Annotated in this window: 19 protein-coding genes; 9 read left to right on the top strand and 10 right to left on the bottom strand. The window is 66.2% G+C overall.

Annotated features, from left to right (window positions below; genetic code table 11):
* Positions 1–21: 21 nt before the first annotated feature.
* Genes FHX47_RS01610 through argC form a run of 6 tightly spaced genes read right to left on the bottom strand, consistent with a single transcriptional unit; the run spans position 22 to position 5,959 of the window.
* A complete protein-coding gene (locus FHX47_RS01610) occupies positions 22–546 on the bottom strand; it encodes an arginine repressor (RefSeq protein WP_183357144.1) in 525 nt (174 codons plus the stop codon).
* On the bottom strand, positions 543–1,535 hold the full coding sequence (argF, locus tag FHX47_RS01605; protein WP_183357143.1) for an ornithine carbamoyltransferase: 993 nt from the start codon (positions 1,533–1,535) through the stop codon (positions 543–545). Before argF ends, FHX47_RS01610 begins: the two co-directional genes overlap by 4 nt.
* A complete protein-coding gene (locus FHX47_RS01600) occupies positions 1,532–2,794 on the bottom strand; it encodes an acetylornithine transaminase (protein WP_343064259.1) in 1,263 nt (420 codons plus the stop codon). The genes argF and FHX47_RS01600 overlap by 4 nt, the downstream gene beginning before the upstream one ends.
* Complete coding sequence (gene argB / locus FHX47_RS01595; RefSeq protein WP_183357142.1) at positions 2,791–3,744, bottom strand: acetylglutamate kinase; 954 nt, start codon at positions 3,742–3,744, stop codon at positions 2,791–2,793. Before argB ends, FHX47_RS01600 begins: the two co-directional genes overlap by 4 nt.
* A gap of 20 nt (positions 3,745–3,764) precedes the next feature.
* The gene (gene argJ / locus FHX47_RS01590) at positions 3,765–4,931 is read right to left on the bottom strand and encodes a bifunctional glutamate N-acetyltransferase/amino-acid acetyltransferase ArgJ (protein ID WP_183357141.1); all 1,167 of its coding nucleotides are present in this window, start codon (positions 4,929–4,931) and stop codon (positions 3,765–3,767) included.
* The gene (gene argC / locus FHX47_RS01585; RefSeq protein ID WP_183357140.1) at positions 4,928–5,959 is read right to left on the bottom strand and encodes an N-acetyl-gamma-glutamyl-phosphate reductase; all 1,032 of its coding nucleotides are present in this window, start codon (positions 5,957–5,959) and stop codon (positions 4,928–4,930) included. Before argC ends, argJ begins: the two co-directional genes overlap by 4 nt.
* A 104-nt stretch (positions 5,960–6,063) precedes the next feature.
* Between argC and FHX47_RS01580 the strand changes: the two genes are divergently transcribed.
* Both FHX47_RS01580 and FHX47_RS01575 read left to right on the top strand, forming a co-directional pair.
* A complete protein-coding gene (locus FHX47_RS01580; RefSeq protein WP_183357139.1) occupies positions 6,064–7,071 on the top strand; it encodes a quinone oxidoreductase family protein in 1,008 nt (335 codons plus the stop codon).
* 331 nt (positions 7,072–7,402) lie between these two features.
* Positions 7,403–7,942: a hypothetical protein gene (locus FHX47_RS01575; protein ID WP_183357138.1), complete on the top strand. Its 540-nt coding sequence runs from the start codon at positions 7,403–7,405 to the stop codon at positions 7,940–7,942.
* A 58-nt stretch (positions 7,943–8,000) separates the two neighbouring features.
* Here the strand turns inward: FHX47_RS01575 and pheT are convergent, their stop codons facing one another.
* Together pheT and pheS are read right to left on the bottom strand one after the other, a co-directional pair.
* The gene (pheT, locus tag FHX47_RS01570) at positions 8,001–10,538 is read right to left on the bottom strand and encodes a phenylalanine--tRNA ligase subunit beta (protein ID WP_183357137.1); all 2,538 of its coding nucleotides are present in this window, start codon (positions 10,536–10,538) and stop codon (positions 8,001–8,003) included.
* Positions 10,539–10,542: 4 nt separating this feature from the next.
* Entirely contained in the window at positions 10,543–11,619 is a 1,077-nt protein-coding gene (gene pheS, locus FHX47_RS01565) for a phenylalanine--tRNA ligase subunit alpha (RefSeq protein WP_183357136.1), read from the bottom strand.
* A 242-nt stretch (positions 11,620–11,861) separates the two neighbouring features.
* Between pheS and FHX47_RS01560 the strand changes: the two genes are divergently transcribed.
* The 6 genes from FHX47_RS01560 to FHX47_RS01535 all read left to right on the top strand — a co-directional run bounded on the left by FHX47_RS01560 (position 11,862) and on the right by FHX47_RS01535 (position 18,742).
* Positions 11,862–13,274 carry an FAD-binding oxidoreductase gene (locus FHX47_RS01560; protein WP_246327892.1) on the top strand — a complete coding sequence of 471 codons (1,413 nt, stop codon included), beginning with the start codon at positions 11,862–11,864 and terminating at the stop codon, positions 13,272–13,274.
* A 9-nt stretch (positions 13,275–13,283) separates the two neighbouring features.
* Positions 13,284–13,703, top strand: a complete 420-nt coding sequence (locus FHX47_RS01555) for a GlcG/HbpS family heme-binding protein (protein ID WP_183357134.1) — start codon at positions 13,284–13,286, stop codon at positions 13,701–13,703.
* Positions 13,703–14,476, top strand: coding sequence for an electron transfer flavoprotein subunit beta/FixA family protein (locus tag FHX47_RS01550; protein ID WP_183357133.1), 774 nt, complete (start codon positions 13,703–13,705; stop codon positions 14,474–14,476). The genes FHX47_RS01555 and FHX47_RS01550 overlap by 1 nt, the downstream gene beginning before the upstream one ends.
* Before the next feature lie 2 nt (positions 14,477–14,478).
* Positions 14,479–15,465 carry an electron transfer flavoprotein subunit alpha/FixB family protein gene (locus FHX47_RS01545; protein ID WP_183357132.1) on the top strand — a complete coding sequence of 329 codons (987 nt, stop codon included), beginning with the start codon at positions 14,479–14,481 and terminating at the stop codon, positions 15,463–15,465.
* A 403-nt stretch (positions 15,466–15,868) separates the two neighbouring features.
* Positions 15,869–16,861: a cytochrome b/b6 domain-containing protein gene (locus FHX47_RS01540; protein ID WP_343064258.1), complete on the top strand. Its 993-nt coding sequence runs from the start codon at positions 15,869–15,871 to the stop codon at positions 16,859–16,861.
* A 75-nt stretch (positions 16,862–16,936) separates the two neighbouring features.
* Positions 16,937–18,742: a lactate permease LctP family transporter gene (locus tag FHX47_RS01535; RefSeq protein WP_183357131.1), complete on the top strand. Its 1,806-nt coding sequence runs from the start codon at positions 16,937–16,939 to the stop codon at positions 18,740–18,742.
* 272 nt (positions 18,743–19,014) lie between these two features.
* Here the strand turns inward: FHX47_RS01535 and FHX47_RS01530 are convergent, their stop codons facing one another.
* Entirely contained in the window at positions 19,015–20,103 is a 1,089-nt protein-coding gene (locus tag FHX47_RS01530) for a hypothetical protein (protein ID WP_183357130.1), read from the bottom strand.
* Positions 20,104–20,349: 246 nt separating this feature from the next.
* On the opposite strand from FHX47_RS01530, the gene FHX47_RS01525 reads away from it, so the two are divergent.
* A complete protein-coding gene (locus FHX47_RS01525; protein WP_183357129.1) occupies positions 20,350–21,996 on the top strand; it encodes a phospholipase D family protein in 1,647 nt (548 codons plus the stop codon).
* On the opposite strand, the gene FHX47_RS01520 is transcribed toward FHX47_RS01525, so the two are convergent.
* Positions 21,980–24,328 (bottom strand): heavy metal translocating P-type ATPase, encoded by a 2,349-nt coding sequence (locus tag FHX47_RS01520; RefSeq protein ID WP_183357128.1) that lies wholly within the window; start codon positions 24,326–24,328, stop codon positions 21,980–21,982. The genes FHX47_RS01525 and FHX47_RS01520 overlap by 17 nt on opposite strands.
* Positions 24,329–24,343: the final 15 nt, after the last annotated feature.

Raw genomic sequence — 24,343 nt, 5'->3', positions numbered from 1 at the left:
GCGGGGTACGAGCGGGCCGGGTCAGGCCCGACCTTCGGCCAGGGTGGAGAAGTAGTCGGCGATCTGCTGACCACCGGCGGGGTCTGTGGAGATCACCATGATCGTGTCGTCGCCGGCGATGGTGCCCAGGATGTCTCTCAAGGAGGCGTGGTCCACCGCGCTGGCCAGAAATTGGGCCGCACCGGGAGGGGTGCGCAGCACCACCAGGTTGGCGCTGGCCTCAGCCGAGACCAGCAGGTCCCGGCACAGCGAGGCCAGCCGCGCCGTCGTCGTCGCCTCTGCCTGTTCGGCCTGCAGTGCCCGATCCGGCCCATCCGAAGGCACCGCATAGACCAGAGCGCCCTCGGCGCCGCGGACTCGAGCGGCTCCGATCTCCACCAGGTCCCGGGAGAGCGTGCCCTGGGTGACCGTCACCCCTTCTTCGGCCAGCCGGCGGGCCAGCTCCGCCTGGGAACGGATGGAGGAGCGGGAGACCAGCTCACGGATCTTGGCATGTCGGGCTGTTTTGGTCGACAGCCCTGGGCCTGCTGAGGTCTGCTGGGTCATCGGCGTTCACCGTCGCGGACCAGCTGCACGGTCTGCTCATCGGCGAGGTCGGACTCCACCAGCAGCCAGGCCATCAGCGCCTTCTGGACGTGCAGCCGGTTCTCCGCCTCGTCCCATACCAGTGACTGCGGGCCGTCGATGACCTCGGCGGTGACCTCCGCACCCCGGTAGGCGGGCAGGCAGTGCAGCACTGCGGCGTCGGCGGCGGCGTGGTCCATGGCCTCGGCGTTGACCTGGTAGTCACCGAAGAGGCGCATGCGCTCATCCTTCTGCTCCTCCTGCCCCATGGAGACCCACGTGTCGGTGGCCACCACATCGGCTCCCTGCAGGGCGGCGGCGGGGTCGGTGGTGATGGTGATCCGCCCCCCGGTGGCTGCCGCCCGCTGCTCGGCCTCGGTGATGATCCGCTGCTGGGGAAGGTGCCCGTCGGGGCCTGCGATGCGCACGTCCATTCCCGCATTGGCCCCGGCCAACAGGTATGAGTTGGCCATGTTGTTGGCCGCATCTCCCAGGTAGGCGAGCGAGGTGCCGGGAAGCCCGCCCCTGCCGGTGGCGCTCAGGTGCTCGCGCACGGTCAGCAGATCGGCCAGCAGCTGGCAGGGGTGATAGTCGTCGGAGAGCGCGTTGATGACCGGGACGCGGCTGTGCTCAGCCATCTCCTGCAGCCGGTGCTGCTGGTAGGTGCGCCAGATGATCAGGCCAACCTGCCGATCCATCACCCGGGCGGTATCGGCGATGGACTCTTTGTGCCCCAGTTGGGCCTCACCGGGGTTGATGATCAGCGGGCTGCCGCCGAGTGCGGCGATGCCCGCGGCGAAGGAGACCCGTGTGCGGGTGGAGGTTTTGTCGAAGATCACCGCAGCGGTCTGCGGCCCCTGGAGTGCTCTGATGCGGTAGGGGTGGGCCTTCAGATGTGCGGCAAGGTTCAGCACCCGGTGCAGCTCGTCGGGGGCCAGGTCGAGGTCGGTCAGCATATGCCGGACGGTCATCGGGGAAGGTCCTTCAGGGCAGCGGTGAAGCGGGCGAGGAAAATGTCCGCCTCGTCTGTGGTGAGGTTCAGCGGCGGCGCCAGGCGCAGGGTGTGGTCGCCGGTGGCGTTGATGATCATGTGGTGGTTCTCCCGGGCGATGGTCACCAGGCTCTTAGCCGGCGACGCGGCCGAGGACGACGACGGGTCCAGGTCGATGCCGATGTGCAGCCCGTACTGACGCACCTCTGCCACGGCCTCGACTCCGGCGAGCGCTGAGGCGATATGGGCTCCGACCCGGCGGGCGTTCTCCAGCAGCCCCTCGGACTGGATGGTCTCCAGGGTGGTTTGGCCGGCGAGGGCGGCCAGCGGGTTGCCGCCGAAGGTGGTGCCGTGCTGCCCAGCACCCAGCAGCGTGCTGGCAGTCTGTCCGAACGCCAGCAGCGCGCCGATAGGAACTCCGGAGCCCAGCCCCTTGGCCAGGGTCATCAGATCCGGGGTCACGTCCGCGTCGACCCCTTGGAATCGGAACCACTGGCCGGTGCGCCCGATGCCGGTCTGGACCTCGTCGAAGACCAGCAGGGCGTCATGGCTGCGCGTCAGTTCTCGGGCGCGGGCCAGGTAGGCGTCATCCAGCGGCTGCACGCCGGCCTCGCCCTGGATGGGCTCGCAGAAGAGCCCGGCGACGTCGTCGTCCTCGAAGGCGGCCTCCAGGGCGGCGGTGTCGTTGGGCGCTAAGAATTCGATGCCGCCGATCAGGTCGCCGAAGGGGTCCCGGAAGGCCGGCTTATGGGTCAGCGAGAGTGCGCCGAGGGTCCGGCCGTGAAACCCGTTCTCCAGGGCGAGGATGCGGGACTTGCCGGTGGCTTCGCGGTGGCGCAGCACAGCCTTCAGTGCGGCCTCATTGGCCTCGGAGCCGGAGTTGGCGAAGAACACGGTGGATCCCTCCGGCGCCTCGGCGGCGTTGAGCAGCATCTCGGCCAGCCGCATCTGCGGCACTGAGGTGAACAGGTTGGAGACATGGCCCAACGTCTGGGCCTGCTGCGTGAGGGCCTCCACGATCCGGGGGTGGGCGTGGCCCAGCGCGTTGACCGCGATGCCGCCGAGCATATCCAGCAGCTGCCGGCCCTGGGAGTCGCTGACCCAGGCGCCGCGGCCGGTGACCAGCAGCTCTTGGGGGTCGCCGAAGACGCCCATCAGCGAGCGCTGATAGCGCTGCTGCCAGCTCCGCTCGTCCAGCTTGTCCAGCTTATCCAGGCGGACGGCGTCGATATCGGTCACTGTGCTGCCTCCTGCTCGGAACGATTTGGCTGATCGGGGACGACTTGGGTGCCCACCCCGGCGCTGGTGACGATCTCCAGCAGCATCGAGTGGGGCTGGCGGCCGTCGACAATGTGGGCCCGCGGCACACCTGCGTCAACGGCGGCGAGCGCGGCGTTCATCTTCGGGATCATGCCCGATTCCAGGGTGGGCAACATGGCCCGCAGGTCTGAGGCGGAGAGTGAGGAGATCAGGGAGGATTTATCCGGCCAGCTGGAGTAGAGGCCCTCCACGTCGGTGAGCATGACCAGCTTGGCCGCGTCCAGGGCGGCGGCCACTGCCCCGGCTGCCAGGTCGGCGTTGATATTGAGCACCTCCCCGGTGGGTTCGCCGTGCTCGTCGAACTCCGGGGAGATGGTGGAGATCACCGGGATCCGGCCGGCGGCCACCAGATCTTCCAGCGCAGCGGGGTTGACGCCGCTGACCTCACCGACCAGGCCCAGGTCCACCTCCTCGCCGTCGACCACCGCGCCCTTGCGCCGGGCTCGCAGCAGGGCGGCATCTTCGCCGGAGAGTCCGACGGCGTAGGGCCCGTGGGAGTTGATCAGCCCGATCAACTCCCGGCCCACCTGACCGTTGAGCACCATGCGCACCGCCTCCAGAGTTTCGTGGTTGGTCACCCGCAGCCCGCCGCGGAACTCTGATCGGATGCCCAGCCGCTCCAGCAGCTGGTTGATCTGCGGGCCGCCGCCGTGGACGACCACCGGGTTGACGCCGACGTGGCGCAGGAACACCACGTCTTCTGCGAAGGCGCGGCGCAGCTCGTCGTTGACCATGGCGTTGCCGCCGTATTTGATGACGATGGTCTTGCCGGCGAACTGCTTCATCCACGGCAGCGCCTCCACCAGCACTGCGGCCTTATCGGCGGCGGAGGCCAGCGTGGATTCGTCGCGGGGGGTCAGGGTAGGCATATCGGGTGAGGTAGGCATCATCAGCTGGAGTAGGCGCTGTTCTCGTGGACGTAGTCGTGGGTCAGGTCGTTGGTGAGGATGGTGGCTTCGGCGCCACCGGCGTGCAGATCTATGACGACGTCGACCTCGCGCCCGGAGAGGTCCACCAGCCCGCGGTCGGCCCCGATACCTCCGGCCTGGCAGATCCAGATCCCGTTGACGGCGACGTCGATGGTGGTGGGGTCGAACTCGACGTCGGTGGTGCCCACCGCCGAGAGGATGCGGCCCCAGTTGGGGTCGCGGCCGAAGATGGCGGTCTTGAACAGGTTGGAGCGTGCCACAGCGCGCCCGGAGGTCTCGGCCTGCTCCTCGGTGGCGGCGTTGACGGTGCGGATGGCGATCTGGTGGGCCGCTCCCTCGGCGTCGGCGATCAGCTGCTGGGCCATGTCCTGGCACAGTTGGGTGAGCGCGTCGCGGAACTCGGCGTAGTCCACACCTGCCGGGTCGGTCTCGGGGTGGGCGCCGGAGGCCAGGGCGATCACCGTGTCATTGGTGGACATGCAGCCGTCGGAGTCGGCGCGGTTGAAGCTGACGCGTACTGCCTCGCGCAGGGCGGCGTCGAGATCGGCGGCACTGATGGACGCGTCGGTGGTGATCACCGAGAGCATCGTGGCCATGCCGGGGGCGAGCATTCCGGCCCCTTTGGCCATGCCGCCGATGGTGAACCCGCGGCCGCCCACCACCCCGGTTTTGGTCACCGTATCGGTGGTGAGGATCGCCTCGGCCGCGGCGGTGGCTGCGGCGTCGTCGTTGCTCAGCGTCTCTGCCGCGCTGGTGATCCCGTCCAGCAGCACCGGCATGTTGAGCCGCTCGCCGATCAGTCCGGTGGAGCAGACCAGTACGTCGGCGTCGGAGAGGCCCAGTGATTCAGCCAGGTGTTCGGCGGTGGTGTGGGTGTCGGCGAAGCCCGGGGCTCCGGTGCAGGCGTTGGCTCCACCGGAGTTGAGCGCCACGGCATCGGCGCGGCCGTCGCTGATCGCTTGGCGGGACCACTGCACCGGTGCGGCGGCGATCCGGTTGGTGGTGAACACCGCGGCGGCGTGCTTGTCCGGACCGGTGTTGCGCACCAGCGCGACATCCTTACCCGCAGACTTCAGCCCGGCGGTGACTCCGGCGGCCTGGAATCCGGCTGCGGCGGTGATGCTCATGGTGAGACTCCCAACAGGTTCAGCCCCGTGGTCTCTTCCAGCCCCAGGGCGAGGTTCATCGACTGGACGGCTCCGCCGGCGGTGCCCTTGGTCAGGTTGTCGGAGGCGGAGACGATGATCGCCCGGCCGGCGTGGGCGTCCACGGCCAGCTGGATGGTGACGTGATTGGAGCCGATCACCTGTTTGGTGGCCGGCCACTGCCCTTCAGGCAGCAGGTGGACGAACGGTTCGGCGTCGTAGTGGGCGGCGAAGGCTTCGCGCAGCTGCGCCTCGGTGGTGCCGGGGACCAGTTTTGCGGTGCTGGTGGCCAGGATGCCGCGGGGCATCGGCGCCAGCGTGGGGGTGAAGGAGACCTGCACCTCAGTGCCGGCCGCCCAGCTGAGGCCCTGCTCGATCTCTGGGGTGTGCCGGTGCACACCGCCGACGCCGTAGGGGCTCATCCCGCCCATCACCTCGCTGCCCAGCAGATGGGGCTTCAGCGACTTGCCGGCTCCGGAGGTGCCGGTGGCGGCGACGACGACGACGTCCTCAGGTTGGACCAGTCCTGCCGCCAGCGCCGGGGCCAGCCCCAGCATGATGGTGGTCGGGTAGCAGCCGGGCACCGCGATCCGGGTGGCACCGGTGAGCTTGTGGCGCTGGCCAGGCAGTTCGGGCAGCCCGTAGGGCCAGGTTCCCTGGTGCTTCGAGCTGTAGAACTTCTCCCAGGCCTGGGCGGATTCCAGCCGGTGGTCGGCTGCGGCGTCGATGACCACCACCTCCTCCCCCAGCTGGGCGGCCAGCTCACCGGAGGCCCCGTGCGGCAGGGCCAGGAACACCACGTCGTGACCGGCGAGCGCTTCGGCGGTGGTCTCGGTGAGCACTTTGTCCGCCAGCGGGTGCAGGTGGGGTTGGAGCTCGCCGAGGCGCTGGCCGACATTGGAGTGGCCGGTGATGGCACCGACCTCCACGTGTGGGTGGTTGGCCAGTAGGCGCAGGACTTCTCCCCCGGCGTAGCCGGAGGCCCCGGAGACAGCAGCGGTGTAAACCATGGGGACCACACTACGCGATTTTATGCAGAGGTATCAATATTTATGCATTTCTGGTGGAGGGGCCGGCTTCTGTGTGCCGCGCCTGCTCAGGTAGCCTCAGTGCTATGAGTGAGCCGACTGTGTTTGAAGAGGACCTTCCGCAAACTGCCCGCGTGACCCGTGCCCGCCAGGCTGGCGGCGTCGAGGTCTTTGAGTCTGTTGAGGTCAGCGCCCCGGTCCCGGAGTCGAACCAGCTGCTGGTCAAGACCGCTGCGGCGGGCGTGAACTTCATCGAGACCTACCAGCGCAGCGGGGTCTACCCCGTGCAGTACCCGTTCACCCCCGGCGTCGAGGGCGCCGGAGAGATCGTCGCCGTCGGCGAAAACGTCGAGAACTTCAGCCTCGGGCAGCGCATCACCACCTCGGAAGCTGCCACCGGCACCTATTCCACACACTTCCTCGTCGACGCCGCCAAAGCTGTGCTGGTGCCGGATGCGGTCAGCGATGAGCAGGCCGCCGCGCTGCCGCTGCAGGGCGTGACCGCCCACTACCTGATCAACTCCACCTATAAGGTCTCCCCCGGCCAAACTGTGCTGACCCATGCTGGTGCCGGTGGCGTGGGCCAGGTGCTCACCCAGCTGCTCAAGGCCAAGGGTGCCCGCGTCATCACCACCACCTCGAGTCCTGAGAAGGCGAAGATCGCCCAGGCCGCCGGCGCCGACTACGTGCTGGAGTACCAGGGCTTCGCTGAGAAGGTCCACGAGATCACCAAGGGTGAGGGCGTACCGGTGGTCTATGACGGAGTGGGCAAAGACACCTTCACCGGTTCGCTGGACTCCCTAGCGGTGCGCGGCACCATGGTGCTCTTCGGCGGCGCCTCCGGCCAGGTGCCGCCGCTTGATCTGCAGGATCTGAATAGGCGCGGCGGTCTGTATGTCACCCGCCCCGCTGTGAACTGGTACCTGCGCAACATTGAGGAGCGCAACTGGCGGTTCACCGAGCTGTTCGCGGCCCTGACCAAGGGGGAACTGAGGCTGGACATCGGCGGCAGCTACCCGCTGGCCGAAGCGGCCCGCGCCCAGGACGACCTGGAGAACCGCCGCACCACCGGCAAGCTGCTGCTGGTCCCCTAAGTGTAAGTAGTGACCCCTCCTTACTTACACTTAGCAGCAAAGTGTAAGTAAGGCAGCAGTACGGTGACACTTTCAATGCCTCCAATGGGGTGTTGGCCCAGAGTCCCCGACTGCGCATCCGGAAAGCAGCACCAAGGAGACCAGTGTGATGGTGATCGACTTTGAGTGATTCATCCCCAAGATCCTAGTGACGAGGCCGGACAATCTGCCCCGCCATTAGCGGCGCGCTCTCTCTGCGCCGGTGTCTCCCCAAGCTATCCAGCAGCCGGCTCCTCTGTCATCCGCAAGCTGGCGCGTATCGACGTCGAGGGCTCCAGGTAGCATCGACTCCATGAATCGCTCCGCAATGACCGTGTTGTTCCCACTTGCCATCTTCGCCCTTTCTGCATGTGGAGAGGAGGGGACGTCTGAGGATCCGGAGGACAACGGTTCCGACACCCAAGACACCGTCTCCGCCGCGCCCACACCAGAAGAAGAACCCGAAGAGAGTGAACTCGACGCGGAATCAATCGCCGAGGCGCTTCAGTCTGATATCGATACAATCACTGACTACACACTCATCACCGAGGATAACGACCCCAACGACCTCATCGGGCGCCCAAACGGCTATACCGAAGCCCTCGTCATCTACGACAGCGAAGCAGATTGTCAGAGCCTAGGCGTCGATTGCGGCGCTACGGTTGAATTTTGGGCTGATGAGGACGCGGCCACAGAACGCAGCGACTACATTCAAGACACCCTCGCTGATGCCCCGTTTCTTGGGTCGGAGTATCACTTCCAGTCGGGAAGCATCCTGCTGCGGGTCGCTGGCGAGATCACGCCATCCCAGTCAGAAACTTATGAGGCGGCTTTTGGCGAGGTCACTGAGTAGCCAGGTGGCCCCTTCCTCCCACGTGGTCGTCACCGTCGAATATCGGGTGTACCAGCGGTTACCGCTGAACGGCGCTGTGGCGCTCGGCGGCCAGCGCCACAGCGCCGGCCCGCGCGGCGGAGGCCTCCTCGGAGGTCAGCGTACGGTCCTCGGCCCTGAAGCGCAGGGCGAAGGCGAGCGACTTCTTGCCCGCCTCGATTCCTTCTCCGGAGTAGACGTCGAACAGCTCGATGCTCTCCAACAGATCTCCCGCACCCTCGGTCAGTGTGGCCTGCAGCGCTGCGGCGGTGACGGCGTCGTCGACGATCAGCGCCACATCCTGGGTCGTCTGCGGGTACCCGGAGATCGGTTCGGCAGTGATGATCGAGGGCGCAGCCTCCAGCACTGCGGAGAAGTCCAACTCCATCACGCTGGTGCGCGCGGGAAGATTCTCGGCCTCAACCACCTGCGGGTGCAGCTCCCCGGCGTAGCCCACCAATGATCCGGCACAGCGCAGCTCTGCGGTACGCCCGGGGTGGAAGGCCTGGTGAGAGCCCTGGACCACCTCGATCTGCACACCAACCAGCTCCGCGACGGTGCGCGCGGCCTCGACGGCATCGGCCCAATCACGACCGCGGCCGGCATCTCCCAGGCCCTCGGGGGCAGAGTGGCCGGTCAGCGCCACAGCCACATGCTGGGGCTGGTGCGGGGTGCCGTCCTTCAAATCGTTGATCACCGCATCACCGGGATGGATCCCCAGGGCGGGAAGTTCCGGACTGCCGATCTGCTCACCGGGCAGAAACACCAGCCCTGCCTCGAACAGTGCCGTGTCACCGAAGCCGCGGGAGACGTTGCGCCGCACCGCGTCCAACAGGCCGGGCAGCAGAGACCGGCGCAGCACCGGGTACTGGCTGCTGATCGGATTGGCCAGCCGCACCTGGGCCACCGCAGCCCCCTCGTCAGAGGCGCCGAAGAGCTCGTTGGCCGCCTCAGAGCAGAACGGGTAGTTCAGCACTTCGGTGTAACCATCGGCAGCCAGCCCGTTGAAGACCGTACGACGACGCCCCTGGGCGAGCGTGAGCCCGCGGCCAGCCGGAGCAGCCGGCAGCCGGGAGGGGATCTTATCGAAGCCCACCAGCCGGGCGATCTCTTCGACCAGCGCCTCCGGGATGTCGATGTCCGGGCGCCAGCTCGGTGGTGTCACCTGCAGTGAATCGCCCTGCCCCGTCTCGACGCGGCATCCCACATCGGTCAGCGTCTGGGTGATCTGCTCGGTGCTGTAGTCCACACCGATCAGCTGCTGTGGCAGCTGCAGGTCCATAGCAATCGCGTCCGGCAGCACCGGCTCGCCGACCTCGGTGACCTCACCGGAATCTGTGCCGCCGGCCAAGTCGACCAGCAGCTGCACCGCACGCTGAGCGGCGACTGCGGCAATCAACGGGTCCACCCCGCGCTCATTGCGCTTAGACGCCTCTGAGGGCAGCCGGTGGCGGCGTTTGGTGCGACTGACGGTGATGGGGTCGAAATGAGCTGATTCGATCAGCACTGTCGAAGTTTCCGCAGAGACTTCCGTGGCGGCACCGCCCATCACCCCGGCCAGGCCGATTGACCCGGAGTCATCGGCGATGACCAGGTCCTCGGCGTCCAGCTCGCGCTGCTTCTCGTCCAGGGTAGTGAGCTTCTCCCCCGCTGCAGCCCGACGCACCTGGATGGCACCGGTGAGCTTCTCGGCGTCGTAGAAGTGCAGCGGCTGGCCCAACTCCCACATCACGTAGTTGGAGATGTCGACCACCAGGCTGATCGGCCGCATTCCGGCCAAGCGCAGGCGGGCGGCCATCCACGGCGGTGTGGGCGCGTTCGGGTTGACTCCGGTGACCCGGCGAGCCACAAACTTATCGCAGCCGGGTGTGCCGTAGATCGGGGCGGCGTCATCGAGGATCACCTCGTGGCCGGCGCTTCCGGACTCCGGCACGCCCACCAGTGAGGCCGGGTCGGTGAAAGCAGTGCCGGTGGCGTGGGAGTACTCCCGTGCCACCCCGCGGATGCTCAACGCGTAGCCGCGGTCCGGTGTCACGTTGATCTCAGCGGCGGCGTCGCTCAGGCCCAGCAGGTCCAGGGCGTCGTCACCGATTTCGGGGTCCAGGCCCAGGGAGCTCAGCACCAGGATGCCCTCGTGGTCCTCACCGATGCCTAGTTCCTTGACCGAGGCGATCATCCCGGCTGAGAGATGCCCGTAGGTCTTGCGTGCTGAGATGCGGAAGTCGCCGGGCAGCACGGAGCCGGGCAGGGTGACGACCACCTTGTCGCCGACCTCGAAGTTGTCGGCCCCGCAGACCACGCCCTGGACGCCGTCGTCCGAGATGCCCTCCCCCTGGAGCATCTGGGTCTGACCGTCGGGGACCACCTGGACGTGGCACCAGTTGATCGTCTTGCCGTTGGACTGCGGCTCTGGGGACTTCTGCAGGACTTTGCCCACCACGACGGGTCCGGAGATCTCTGGGAGGTGGACGTCCTCTTCCTCCAGCCCGACACGGACCAGCTCGGCCATCAGGTCCTCTGGGGTGCCCGAGGCCGGGAACTGCGTGTGCTCACGGATCCATGACAGGGGAATGCGCATCTGGCTAAACCTCCATACCGAAGTGCTGGCTGAAACGGACGTCGCCTTCGATCATGTCTCGCATGTCCAGGACGCCGTTGCGGAACATCAGGGTCCGCTCCACGCCCATGCCGAAGGCGAATCCGGTGTACTGCGGGTCTGTGACACCGGCGGCGCGCAGCACGTTGGGGTGCATCATCCCGCAGCCGCCCCATTCGACCCACTGGGGCCCGCCCTTGGCGTCGGGGTGCCAGACGTCGAGCTCAGCAGAGGGCTCGGTGAATGGGAAGAAGGAGGGCCGCAGCCGAATAGCGGCCTCAGGGCCGAACATCGCCCGGGCGAAGTGCTCCAGGGTGCCGCGCAGGTCGGCCATAGTCAGGCCCCTGTCCACTGCGATGCCCTCGAACTGATGGAACACCGGGGTGTGGGTGGCGTCCAGCTCGTCAGTGCGGAAGGTCTTGCCCGGGCACAGGGCGTAGACCGGCAGCTCACGGTCCAGCAGGGCCCTGATCTGCACCGGGGAGGTGTGGGTGCGCAGCACCAGATGAGCATCTGCAGGTTCTATGAAGAAGGTGTCCTGCATTTCCCGGGCGGGGTGGTCGGGGCCGAAGTTCAGCGCGTCGAAGTTGAACCACTCGGATTCGACCTCCGGTCCCTCGGCGATCTCCCACCCCATGGCGGTGAAGACGTCAGAGACCTTCTCCTGCAGCACCGAGATGGGGTGCCTGGCGCCCAGCGGACGGCGCACCGGGGCGGCGGTGACATCAACGGTCTCCTCCACCAGCATCCGGGCGGCGTGCTCGGCCTCCAGCACCTGAGTGCGGGCCGCCAGTGCTTTCTGGATGCGGCCGCGGGCGGAGCCCAGCAGCTGGCCTGCTTCCTTCTTCTGGTCCTTGTCCAGGGACTTGATCTGCCGGTTGGCCAGAATGATCGGCGCCTTATCGCCGGTATGGGCCAAGCGGGCAGCCTTCAGCTCGTCCAGGTCGCCGGCAGCCTCGAAGCTGACCAGTGCGGCGTCGACACGCTCATTGATCGCCGTCTCATCCAGCGGGTGGGGAACGACGACGTCGTCGTGCTCGGCGGGGTTCTCAGGTGTGGACATACTGCTCCGTTGTGGTCAAAGGACTCATCAGGTGTGGACAATCCCAGCTCAGTTTATGCCTGCCGGTCACCTGGGTCGATTCGGACCCTCCCGGGGGTGCCACCACCCGGGCTACACTGTGGCCGGAAGAAACGACAGCAGACGCACATTCCATCATGCGGCACTCGTCTTCCACTGCAGTGACCTGCGGTGATACGGTTCACTACCAGTTGGTCCTACGCGAACTCAGAGAGGTTTCCCCGTTGACGCAGACCCCCACTACCGATGCGCCCCAGCTCCAGGAGCTGATCGATGCCCTGGGCGCGGGCAGCGTCGTCACTGATCCGGCCACCATCGAGAACTACCGCTGGGACCGTGCCAACGACCCGGATGCCGGCACCCCTGCTGCGGTGGTGCGTGCCACCAGCACCGAAGATGTCCAGGCTGCGGTACGCTTCGCGGCCGCCCGTGGGCTGCCGGTGGTCCCGCGCGGGGCCGGTTCCGGGCTCTCCGGCGGCAGCACGGCCGTCGAGGGTGGGATCGTGCTCTCCATGGAGAAGATGCGCGATATCCAGGTCGAACCGCTGACCCGCACCGCAGTGGTCCAGCCCGGCGCGTTCAACGCTGAGGTCAAGGCCGCCGCCGCAGAGCACGACCTGTGGTACCCGCCGGACCCGTCGTCGTTCGAGTTCTGCTCCATCGGCGGCAACATCGCCACCAACGCCGGGGGCCTGTGCTGCGTGAAGTACGGGGTGACTACCGACTACGTGCTGGGCATGACCGTGGTGCTGGCCGACGGCCGGGCAGTGGAGCTGGGTGGGCCGCGACTGAAGGATGTGGCCGGACTGGATCTGACCAAGCTGTTCGTCGGCAGTGAGGGGACACTGGGGGTGATCACCGAGATCACGCTGCGCCTGGTCCCCTCCCAGCGGCCGCCGACCACACTGGTGGCCACCTTCGCCACACTGGAGGATTCGACCGAGGCGATTCTGGCGATCTCCTCCCAGTGGCGCCCCTCGATGCTGGAGTTTATGGACAAGCCCACCATCAACGCCGTGGAGGACACCACCAAGATGGGCCTGGACCGCGAGGCGGCGGCGATGCTGGTGATCCAGTCCGACGAGCCGGCGGAGTACGCCGCCAAAGAGATCGAAGAGATCGAGGCGCTGTGCAATGAGAACAACGCCACCGAGGTCTTCTACACCACTGACGCCGAAGAGGGGGAAGCGTTCGTCGTCGCCCGCCGGATGGCCATCCCGGCCGTGGAGCAGAAGGGCTCCATCCTGCTGGAGGACGTCGGGGTGCCGCTGCCCCGCCTGGGTGACCTGGTGCGCGGAATGGCAGAGATCTCACAGAACCACGACGTCGTCATTGCGGTGCTCGCCCATGCCGGTGACGGCAACACCCACCCGCTGCTGGTGTTCGACCCCGCCGATGAGGATCAGAAGCAACGCGCGCACACCGCCTACGGTGAGGTGATGGACTTAGCGATCGCCCTGGGCGGCACGATCACCGGCGAACATGGTGTGGGCCGGCTCAAGCGCCCCTGGCTCAGCGACTACATCGGTGAGGACGCCCTGGACCTCAACCATCGGATTAAGATGGCGTTGGACCCGCACAATATCTTCAACCCAGGCGCTGTGCTGGATCCGGCCGCGCTGAACGCTACCGGCTAAGGAGACCTGATGACTGCATACATCAACGTGGCGACAATCGCCTACGAAACTGCTGCCGAGGCAGTGCGACTGACCCTCAGCATCGGCGCAGAGCGCGGCCTCAATCTCTGCGCCACCGTGGTGGACCCCGGGCTGAACCTGGTGGCCTTCGGCCGCGCCGACGGCATGACGGCCCACAGCGTGGAGACCTCCAAGCGCAAGGCCAACACTGCGGCCTCAACCCGAAAGCCCAGCGCAGACATGCCAGGAGAACTGGCACCGGCCATGGAGAACGGCACCGGTACACTGCTGACACGGATTCCCGGGGGCGTACCCCTGGTCTTCGACGGCGTAGTGGTCGGCGGACTCGGTGTGGCCGGGGGCCCGCCTGCTCAGGACGCCGAAGTTGCTGCTGCTGTGCTTGAAGCCTTGGGAGGAAAGGCCCTCTGATGAAGATTGCTGTGTTGGTGAAAGAGGTTCCCGACAGTTATGGGGAGCGCAAGCTTGATACGACGACCGGGTTGGCTGATCGTGGGGCCAGTGATCGGGTGATTGATGAGATCACGGCTCGTGCGGTGGAGGCTGCGGTCTCCTATGCCGATTCTGCGCAGGACGCCGAGGTGGTGTTGGTGACTATGGGTCCGGAGTCTGCGGAGTCTATGTTGCGTAAGACTCTGGCGATGGGTGCTGATAGTGCCTGCCACATCAGTGATGAGGCGCTTACTGGTGCTGATTTGGGGCTGAGCGCTGAGGTGTTGGCCGCAGCGCTGAGGCGTATCGGGTTTGATCTGGTGATCGCCGGTGATGTGTCCTCCGATGGCACCGGTGGGCTGCTGCCGACCATGCTGGCGCAGCGGCTGGGTGTGGCGCACTTGACGAGTTTGGACTCGGCCCAGATCAGTGAGACTGAGGTCAGCGGTGAGCGTGGCACCTATGGCGGCACGGTGAGTCTGCGGGCTGATCTGCCGGCGGTGGTCTCGGTCACCGAACGGATGCCGGATCCTCGGTTCCCCGGGTTCAAGGGGATCATGTCGGCGAAGAAGAAGCCCCTGGAGACCCTGACCGCGGCGGATCTGGGCGTTGATGCCCAGGCTGATGTGCCGCGCTCGATTATGCTTTCGGTCACCCAGGCCCCGGCACGCACTGCTGGTACGAAGGTCACTGATGAAGGTGAGGCTGGCACCCAGCTGGCTGATTATTTGGCGGAGAAGAGGCTGGTCTGAGAATGGCTGAGAACAATGTGGTGACGTTTCTGCCGGTTCTGCCCAATGGTGAACTGGTGGGCAGCGCTGCCGGGCTGCTGGGCGCTGCTGGGCGCCTCGGTTCGCCGGTGGCGGTCATTGTGGCCGCACCGGGCCAGGGTCAGGCCGCGGCTGCGGCTGCCGGCACGTTTGGGGCCCAGCGGGTTTACCTCGCTGAGACGCCCCAGACGCAGTCAGTGCTGACCGCCCCGGCGTTGGAGGCTGTGGCCGCTGCGGTGGGTGCCACCGGCGCTGAGGCGGTGCTGGTACCCAACGATGTTGATGGCCGTGACATTGCCGGCCGGTTGGCGGTGCGGCTTCCGGCGGCCGTGGCTGCTGATGCGGTGGGCATTGCTCGTGATGCTGAGGGCAACGTGGTCCACCACTCGGTCTATGGCAGCGCCTACACCACCGAGTCTGCCCCGACCCACGGCACCCTGATCGTGACCCTGCGCGAGGGTGCGGTCGATGAGCGCGCCCAAGCGGCTGAGCCGACAGTGGAGACGCTGGAGGTCCCTGAGGCCGGGTCCGCGGCGGCTGAGATCACCGGGTTCAGCGAGAACCTGCAGGCGTCGACGCGCCCGGATCTGCGCAGCGCGGCCACAGTGGTCTCCGGCGGACGGGGACTGGGCTCTGCCGAGGGCTTCGCCTTGGCAGAGCAGCTCGCCGATGAGCTGGGGGGCGGCCTGGGCGCCTCCCGGGCCGCAGTGGATGCCGGCTACGCGCCGAATTCCTACCAGGTGGGCCAGACCGGGGTCACCGTCTCTGCCGATCTCTACATCGCCCTGGGCATCTCCGGGGCAGTGCAGCACCAAGCGGGCATGCAGTCGGCTAAGACGATCGTGGCCATCAATAAGGACCCCGAGGCGCCCATCTTCGACATCGCCGACTTCGGCATCGTCGGTGATGCCTTCGATGTGGTCCCCCAGCTGATCACACGGCTGAAGGAGCGCGCCGGCGGTGGCTCCTGAACGACCACCACGACGCCGCAGAGGCCTGCCCCGCACCCCCGAGGAACAGCAGCCCCCAGAGCAGCAGACCCACGATGAGCCTGCCCCGAACCCTGCGGACACTGCCGCAGACACGCCCGAGGAGACCGCCGCAAACCCGCCGGCTCGCCGCACGGGCATGAACAACCGGGCCCGTCGCACCGGCATGGCTCAACAGGCCCAGCAACCAGAGCAACTAGACCCAGTCCAATCAGCGCCGCAGCAACCAGCTCGACGTCGCATGGGTATGGGTGAACAGCCGGCCCAGCAGCCGCAGCAGCCTGCCGGCCGCCCCCCCACGGGTCAAACCTCGGAGCCCGCTCCGCGCAGGTCGGGGTTAGGAAGCGGATCTGGGCTCCGAAGTCAGGATCCCAGGTCGGCCCCAGTGCAGGACAGCTCCTCCCCGACCCCGGCTGAGGCCAAGACCGGTGCGGCCGAGCACACCACACCCAAACCGCCGAAGACCCAGCCTGCGCAGAAGACCTTCCTCAATCGCACCGGCAGACAATGGGCGGTCCAGGGCGGCATCGGCGTGGTTGCCATCATTGTGGTGGCCGCTGTGGCAGTGCTGCTCACCCGGTGGCTGCTCGACACTGAGACTGTCGCAGGTTTCGTGGAGCGCTACCCGGGCCAGTACTCCCAGCCGGAGGCCCCGGGCGGTTATCCCTGGTGGTTGAACTGGGCGCACTTCTTCAACGCGTTTCTGATGGTGCTGGTCATCAAGACCGGCATCCAGATCCGCACCGAGGCTCGCCCGGCCGCCTACTGGACCCCGAAGTGGAACAAGAAGCGCAAGATCAGCCTGACCATCTGGCTGCACAACGCGCTGGACCTGCTCTGGGTGCTCAACGGCGTCATCTTTGTGGTCCTGCTGCTCGCCACCGGCTACTGGCAGCGGGTGGTGCCCACCAGCTGGGAGATCTTCCCCAACGCCCTCTCCGCCGGACTGCAGTACGTCTCCCTGGACTGGCCCACTGTCGGGGAGTGGGCCCACTACAACAGCCTGCAGGAACTGGCCTACTTCACCACCATCTTCATCGCCGCACCGCTGGCGATCCTCACCGGGCTGCGCATGTCCGGGCTCTGGCCAGCGAACAACCAGGCCCTCAACAAGCTCTTCCCCGTAGAACTGGCACGCGCCGTCCACTTCCCAGTGATGATCTACTTCACCGTCTTCATCCTGGTCCACCTGATCCTCGTCTTCGCCACAGACGCTTTGGCCAACCTCAACCAGATCTACACCGGCGACGAGACACAGAACTGGACAGGGTTCTGGCTCTTCGCCCTCTCCCTGGCAGTCATCGTCGCCGGCGCGTTCCTCGCACGAGCACTCTTCGTAGCACCCATCGCCTCCCTCTTCGGACGCGTTGGACGGTGAATGAAGTGACAGCTGAAGATAAGATCACCGCACCGAAGGCCCCTGCCGGGCACCAACCGGAAGGACGTTATCGACGTGGATAACCAGTTTGTCCTAAGTATGTTGGCCCTAGCGCCGATCCTGGTCGCCGGTATTCTGCTTGCCGGCTTCCGATGGCCGGCAAAATACGCCATGCCGCTGAGCTATTTGACTGCCATCATCATTGCCTGGGCAACCTGGCAGATGCAGCCCGTTGCGCTGGCGGCAGCCTCCTTGGAGGGGCTGATTGTCGCGGGCACTCTGCTCTACATCGTCTTCGGCGCCCTTCTGCTGCTGTCGACAGTGACCGTCTCTGGCGCGATGGAACGCATTCAGGCCGGTTTCAACTATATTTCCCCCGACCGCCGCATTCAGGCCATCATCATCGGCTGGCTGTTTGGAAGCTTCATCGAGGGTGCTTCGGGCTTCGGCACCCCAGCGGCCGTCGTCGCACCGCTGCTGCTGGCGATGGGCTTCCCCGCCATGGCCGCGGTGGTGGTGGGCCTGATCATCCAGTCCTCACCGGTGAGCTACGGCGCGGTCGGAACGCCCATCCTCGTCGGCGTCGGCGACGGTTTGAACCAGAACTCCCCAGCGATGCAGGACCGACTCAGTGAACTGGGCATGACCTATTCGGAGTATATTGCCAACATCGGCCTGCAGACCGCTCTGTTCCACTTGGCAGTCGGCATCCTCATTCCACTGCTGTTGGCCTGCTTCCTCACCGGCTTCTTCGGTCAGAAGCGCAACTTCGCTCTGGGGCTGAAGGTCTGGCCCTTCGCGATCTACGCCGCGCTGTCGATGACGGTGCCCTCGGTCCTGGTGGCCTGGCTGCTGGGCCCGGAGTTCCCCTCACTGATCGGCGGCCTGGTGGGTCTGACCCTGGTCATGTTCACCTCCTCCAAGGGCTTCCTGATGCCCAAGGAGACCTTCGACTTCGGCCCCCGGGCAGCCTGGGAGCAGCGCTGGATGGGTCGCATCGCCCCCGGCGAGCCGCGCGACCCCAACGAGCCGCACAAGATCACCCTGGTGCGCGCCTGGACACCCTATGTGATCATGGCCGCTCTGCTGGTGCTGACCCGCGTGTGGGAGGGGCTCAATGAGTTCCTCACCACTCCGGGCCTCACACAGGTGCAGATTTCCGACATTCTGGGGGTCGAGGGGATCAGCACCTCGATTGATGTGTTCTTCTCCCCCGGCTTCATCCTGATCCTCACCTCAGCGATGGGCTACCTGATCTATCGCATGTCAGCTAAGCAGATGGCACAGACGTGGAAGATCGCTGGCCGTCAGATCTTCGGCACCGCCGTGGCTCTGCTGTTCGCCGTGCCCATGGTGCGTGTGCTGATCCAATCCGGCATCAATGAGTCGGGAATGGAATCCATGCCCGTGCTCCTGGCTCAGGCCGCCTCGTCTGTGGCGGGAGAGACGTGGCCGTTCTTCGCCCCCTTCGTCGGCGCCCTGGGAGCATTCATCGCCGGGTCCAACACTGTGTCCAATCTGACGTTCTCGCAGTTCCAGTGGTCCACGGCCAACACCATCGGCGTCTCACCGGAGACCGTCACAGCCGCCCAGGCGGCGGGCGGAGCCGGCGGCAACACGATCACCATCCACAACATTGTGGCTGCTTCGGCAACAGTCGGCCTGCTCAACCGCGAAGGCGACATCATCCGCAAAACAGTGTGGGTCGCTCTCTACTACTGCATCGCTGCCGGGTCGGTCGCGTTCCTGGCCATCAATGGCTTCGGCCTGAACTTCGGCACGGCGACCCTGCTGATCCTGCTGATCGGTCTGGCGGCCGCCGGCTATCTGGCCGTTCGTCGCGGCGACTCCAAGGCGGTGAAGGTACCGGACACTGAGTAAGGGACTCATGACGGTGTCAGCCACCTCGTTGCACGGCTGGGATCGAATGTCCGTTCTCATAGGTTTCTGACAGGAAAGTCACATCGAACACATATTCTATTTGGTGAAACTGATGGTTGATGAACCATAGAAGACGTGTTCTAATAGAAGGTGCGCGATGGGAAGCGTGACGCGCGCAGAAGCCCTCCTCACTGCTTCTGCGCGCGTCTTCCCGTTTCAAGCCACCAGATCATTGAGATGACGCGCATCGAGGGTCGCCGCCACCATACGTTTCAGCGGCGGAACAGCGGCCGCAGCGGACGCAGTCGTTGCCGCAGCTGCCGGGACGCTCGTGAGCGGGGCTTTTCCGGAGGCCTGGGTCGTCGGTCCGACTCTTTGCCGAACATGGACTCGACCAGCATTGCGGCCACGTCGCGGCTCTGCCCGTACCAGGGGTAGTGGTGCCCGGTGATCATAGGCGTTCCGTTGATCTCCAACACATGCGGGGCAGATCCCTGCCCGTCTCGTGGGAGCAGCAGGTCCAACCCCGCTATGCGCAGTCCAGGGATCGCCTTGGCGGTCTGCTCCGCCATCTCGACCTCCTCGGGCCGGAGCTCATCGGTGGCGTCCACCCCGTCGCCGCCGCTGTGGACGTTGGAGTTGGGCCGCAGCCAGGCGCGTTCATTCTCGGCGGGCACCGAGCCCAGGGCGAAGCTCTGCTTGGCCAGCTCGCGCACGACGACGTCGTCGACGGGGATTTGGAAATGCACGGGATTGGCCGACTCTGTGCGCAGTCTGTTCTTCTGCTCCACCAGCTCTGCGATCGTGGAGACCCCATCACCGACGACGTGGGCCGGGATGCGCCTGGCAGCAGCGGCGACCTTGCCGTGGATGAGCAGCACACGATGTTCGACCCCGGGGATGAACCGCTCCACCAGCACCGATTCCGACAGTGCGCCCACCGCAGCGAAGGCCCGCTGGAACTCAGCGAAGTCCGAAATCCCCACATGGACCTCGTCTCCCATACCGTCATTGGGTGGTTTGACCACCACCGGCATCTCCGCCTCCGCCCAGGCCCACGCCTGGTGCAGCTGATCCCGGGAGAAGGCAACGTTGGTCGCAGCGTTGATGTCGTAGTTCTGCAGCAGCCGGCTGGTGACGTCTTTGTAGCGCACGCAGCGTCTGGCCAGCACGCTGTTGATATTTGAGAGGGATCCGTCGAACCAGACGTATCTGCCGCCGACCTTCATAGTGAGGCGCCGCTGCGCATCGGGAAAGACCTCAATCCCCCGGGCCAGCGCGCGGTCAGCAATCAGCGTGCTGGTCAGGCCCGCTTTGATGTTGTGCCGCTTCAGATACTTCTCTGTCTGGGCTAATCCCATTCTCGCTTTCCCCTATCCTGGGTCGGTCCATCCAGTTGGTCCGCTGCGCCGGTGGTGCTCGAAATCAGACAGCTGGGAAAATGTACAAGGGTATCCTGGACACTCCGGAGACAGCGTATGCACGCCACCTGGATACACCGCGTGGGCGCCTAGCCGCAGCAGAGTCGGGCTTCAGATCGCCATGCACACCACGAATTCAGGTTCACCGGCTATTCGTCTGGTGAGGACACATGTGAAGATAAACTCATGGGGATCCTCCGGAAGCTGCTGCGCCACCGGTGGCCGCAGTGGAACTCGGATTGGCTGCTCTCCCATGCTGAACGGGGCAATGACGCCACGGATCTGCAGCCCTGGACCGAGTCCAACGCAGTGCGCACGCTCATCCACGGCTCAGAGTATTTTCCCCGCCTGGTTCGCCAGCTGCACGACGTCGGCGAGGGCGACCTGGTGCTGCTGGCTGGGTGGCGGATGGACGCAGAACAGCTGATCGACGCCGATCTCAGCGTCGCAGACGCCCTGGTCCGCGCTGCCGAGTCGGGCGCGAGCGTGCGCGGGCTGCTGTGGCGCTCCCACCCCTCGTGGCTGGTGGGCTCGTGGGAGAAGAACAAGGAACTCGCCCAGATGGTAAATCGCGCCGGCGGTGCGATCCTGCTGGACCATCGGGTCCGCCGGTTCGGCAGCCAGCACCAGAAGTTCATTGTGATCCGCCGACCGGCGGACCCCGGACGGGACGTGGCCTTCGTGGGCGGGCTGGACTTGGCCCGCTCACGTGCCGATGATTGGGACCATGGCGGCGATCCGCTGCCGCGGGACTTCACTGACGCCTACGGCAGCACACCGGCCTGGCATGATGTGCACCTGCAGATCCGCGGCCCGGCAGTCGGCCAGGTCGAACAGGTCTTTCGGGAACGCTGGTCCGACCCTCAGCCGATGACGCTGCTGCCGTGGCACCGCCACGCAGACCAGCTCTCCGGACTGCCGCAGCGCCCCTCCGCACTGCCCGCCCCGACTCCCCCACCGCCGCCGGTCGACGGCGGCGGTGCCACCGTTCAGCTGCTGCGCACCTACCCGCACCGCCGCCGCACACGTGCCTACCCGTTCGCGCCGCAGGGCGAATTCAGCGTGGCCCGCGGGTTCGTCAAGGCGCTGCAGCACGCCCGGCACCTGGTCTACATCGAAGACCAGTACTTATGGTCCAGCGAAGTCGGCGAGGTGCTGGACGAAGCGCTGCACCGAAATCCGGCACTGCACATCATCGCCGTCAGACCCCGTCACCCGGATCAGGAAGGCCTGCTCAAACTGCCGCCCTCCCTGTTGGGTCGCGGCCTGCCGATACGAGCGCTGCGCCCCAGCGTGCGCGATCGCCTCACCGTGCTGGACATCGAAAAGGCCGACGGCGCCCCGATCTATGTCCATGCCAAAGTCGTCATCATCGATGATGTGTGGGCCAGCGTCGGAAGTGCCAACCTCAACCGCCGCTCCTGGACCCATGACTCCGAGCTCAGCGTCGCGGTGCTCGACGGCGACACAGACTCGCGGCATCCCATCGAATCAGCCACCGCTGCAGGGCCCGGCGACACCGCAGAGCGGCCCCGTCGATTTGCCAGGCAGCTGCGGCTGCAGCTGATGCGCGAGCATCTGCACCGGCACGAGGGTGACGACGCCGACCTGATCGACCCCACCCAGGCGGCGCAGGTGATCCGGGACAGTGCCGAGGCTCTGGACCTCTGGCACGAGGGCGGACAGGTCGGATCCCGCCCGCCGGGTCGGTTGCGTCGCCATGATCTCCAGCAGGGCTCCGCCTGGCAGCTGGCCCTGGCATCTCCGCTCTACCGCACCATGTTTGATCCCGACGGGCGCCCGGTGCGCCGCCGCCTCACCCGCCGGTTCTGAGCCGTTCCGCCGGCTGCTGGTCTTCGTCGAGATCGGCGCTGGCAGCGGTGGTTGACCAGGTGCGGAAGCTGCGCAGTCGAAGACTGTTGCCGACGACGAAGACACTGGAGAACGCCATCGCCACACCTGCCAGCATCGGATTCAGCAGGGCGAGTGCGGCGACCGGGATCAGTGCCACGTTATAGGCGAAGGCCCAGAACAGGTTTCCCCTGATCGTGCCAAGAGTCCTGCGCGAGAGTCGGATCGCATCAACGGTGGAACGCAGGTCGTTGTTCATCAGGGTGATGTCGCTGGCCTCAATGGCCACATCGGTTCCTGCGCCCATGGCCAGGCCCAGATCAGCACTGGCCAGAGCAGCGGCGTCGTTGACCCCGTCACCGACCATCGCCACGTTTCGCCCCTGTGCCTGCAGCTCTTCGACGTGGGCCACCTTGTGCTCGGGCATCACCTCAGCGATGACATGGGTCGAGTCGATGCCGACCTCCTGCGCCGCCGCCCGAGCCGCCCCGGCGTTGTCGCCGGTCAGCAGCCACGGAGTCAGCCCCAGGTCCTTCAGGCCCTGGACCGCCTCGGCAGAGGTGGGCTTGACGGTGTCGCGCACGGTGATCACCCCGGCATCGGAGCCATCAATCTGTATCACCACCGGTGTGCCGCCTAAGTTCTGGGCGTCACCGAACGCGTCCTGCAGCTCTGCTGACAGCGCCCCGGCAGGACGGCCGACTCGCACCGTGGACCCCTGAACAGTGCCGGTGACAGCTTGGCCTGCGGTGTTGGTGAAATCAGTGACCGCCGGGACCGGCCCCACACGCTGGGCCTCGGCGACGATGGCCTCGGCGATGGGGTGTTCGGAGGCAGCTTCCACAGCGGCAGCCCGGGCGAGCACCTCCTCGGCGTCGAAGTCCGCGGCGGCGGTGATGCCGCCAACAGACATGACCCCGGAGGTGACGGTGCCAGTCTTGTCCAGCACGATGGTGTCGACCTTCTTGGTCGATTCCAGGATCTCTGGCCCCTTGATCAGAAGCCCCATCTGGGCGCCGCGGCCGGTGCCGACGAGGATGGCTGTCGGAGTCGCCAGTCCCAGCGCACATGGGCAGGCGATGATCAGCACTGCCACGGCTGCGGCGAAGGCGGTGGCCACCCCGTTGCCCACCATGATGTGGGCAGCCAGCGTGAGCAGCGAGATGAGGATGACGGTGGGCACGAAGACTTGGGAGATCCGGTCGACCAGGCGCTCCACCGGAGCCTTCTTGGCCTGGGCGTCGGTCACCAGCTTCGCCATTTGGGACAGCGTGGTGTCGGAGCCGATGCGCGTGACCTCCACCATCAGGCGCCCGGACGTGTTGAGGGTCGCACCGGTGACCCGGGTCCCTGCGGTCGCCTCCACCGGCACTGACTCACCGGTGAGCATGGACTCATCGACTGCGGATGAACCCTGCAGCACACGGCCGTCCGTTGCGATCTTCTCCCCCGGTCGGACGACGAACACCTCGCCGACCGTCAGCTGACTGACCGGCACGCGGACTTCGGCGCCGTCACGCAGCACCACGGCGTCTTTGGCGCCCATATCCAGCAGAGTGCGCAGCGCTGCCGAGGAGCTTCCTTTGGCCTTGGTCTCGAACCACCGGCCCAGCAGCAGGAACGTGATGACCACTGCTGCGGTCTCCAGGTAGATCTCATCCATCGTGGAGTCGCTGGGCAGCAGATGCATCTGCATGGTCATGCCGGGTTCGCCGGCACTGCCGAAGAACAGGGCCCACACCGACCACAGGTAGGCGGCAGTCGTTCCCAGCGTGATCAGGGTGTCCATGGTGACCGCCCCGTGCCGAATATTGGTGATGGTGGCCTGATGGAACGGGGCTCCGCTCCAGAAGTAGACCAGGGTGGTCATCGCCAGCACTGCCCACTGCCAGTTGGTGAACTGCCACGCGGGGACCATGCTCAGCAGGGTGATCGGAACGGTCAGGAGCGCTGAGCCGATCAGTCGCTGCTTCAGGTCTGTGGCCTCACGTTCCCGGGCGGCCCGGATCTGGTCCTGCGGGGCGGCCGCAGCTGCGGGATGGGCGGCGGAATCTCCACCATCGGCAGTGTTCTCCTCCGCCATGGCGAACGCGTCGTACCCGGCCGCACGCACCACGTCGATGAGCTGGGCCGGATCTGCCTTGCCGGCCTCGTACTTCACCGAGGCCGTCTCGGTGGAGAAGTTTACCGAGGCCTCCACGCCGTCAAGTTTGTTGAGCTTGCGCTCCACCCGTGAGGAGCACGAGGTGCACGTCATCCCGGTCACCCCAAGATCCACCTCGGTGAAGTCAACCAGCGGTTGGGTCTGGGCCATCAGCCATCAGTCCTT

It is taken from the genome of Garicola koreensis, assembly GCF_014195445.1.
In the GTDB taxonomy this organism is placed as follows: Bacteria; Actinomycetota; Actinomycetes; order Actinomycetales; family Micrococcaceae; genus Nesterenkonia; species Nesterenkonia koreensis.
The sequence above is the reverse complement of the archived record's forward strand: the minus strand, read 5'-3'. Positions and strand labels throughout refer to the sequence as shown.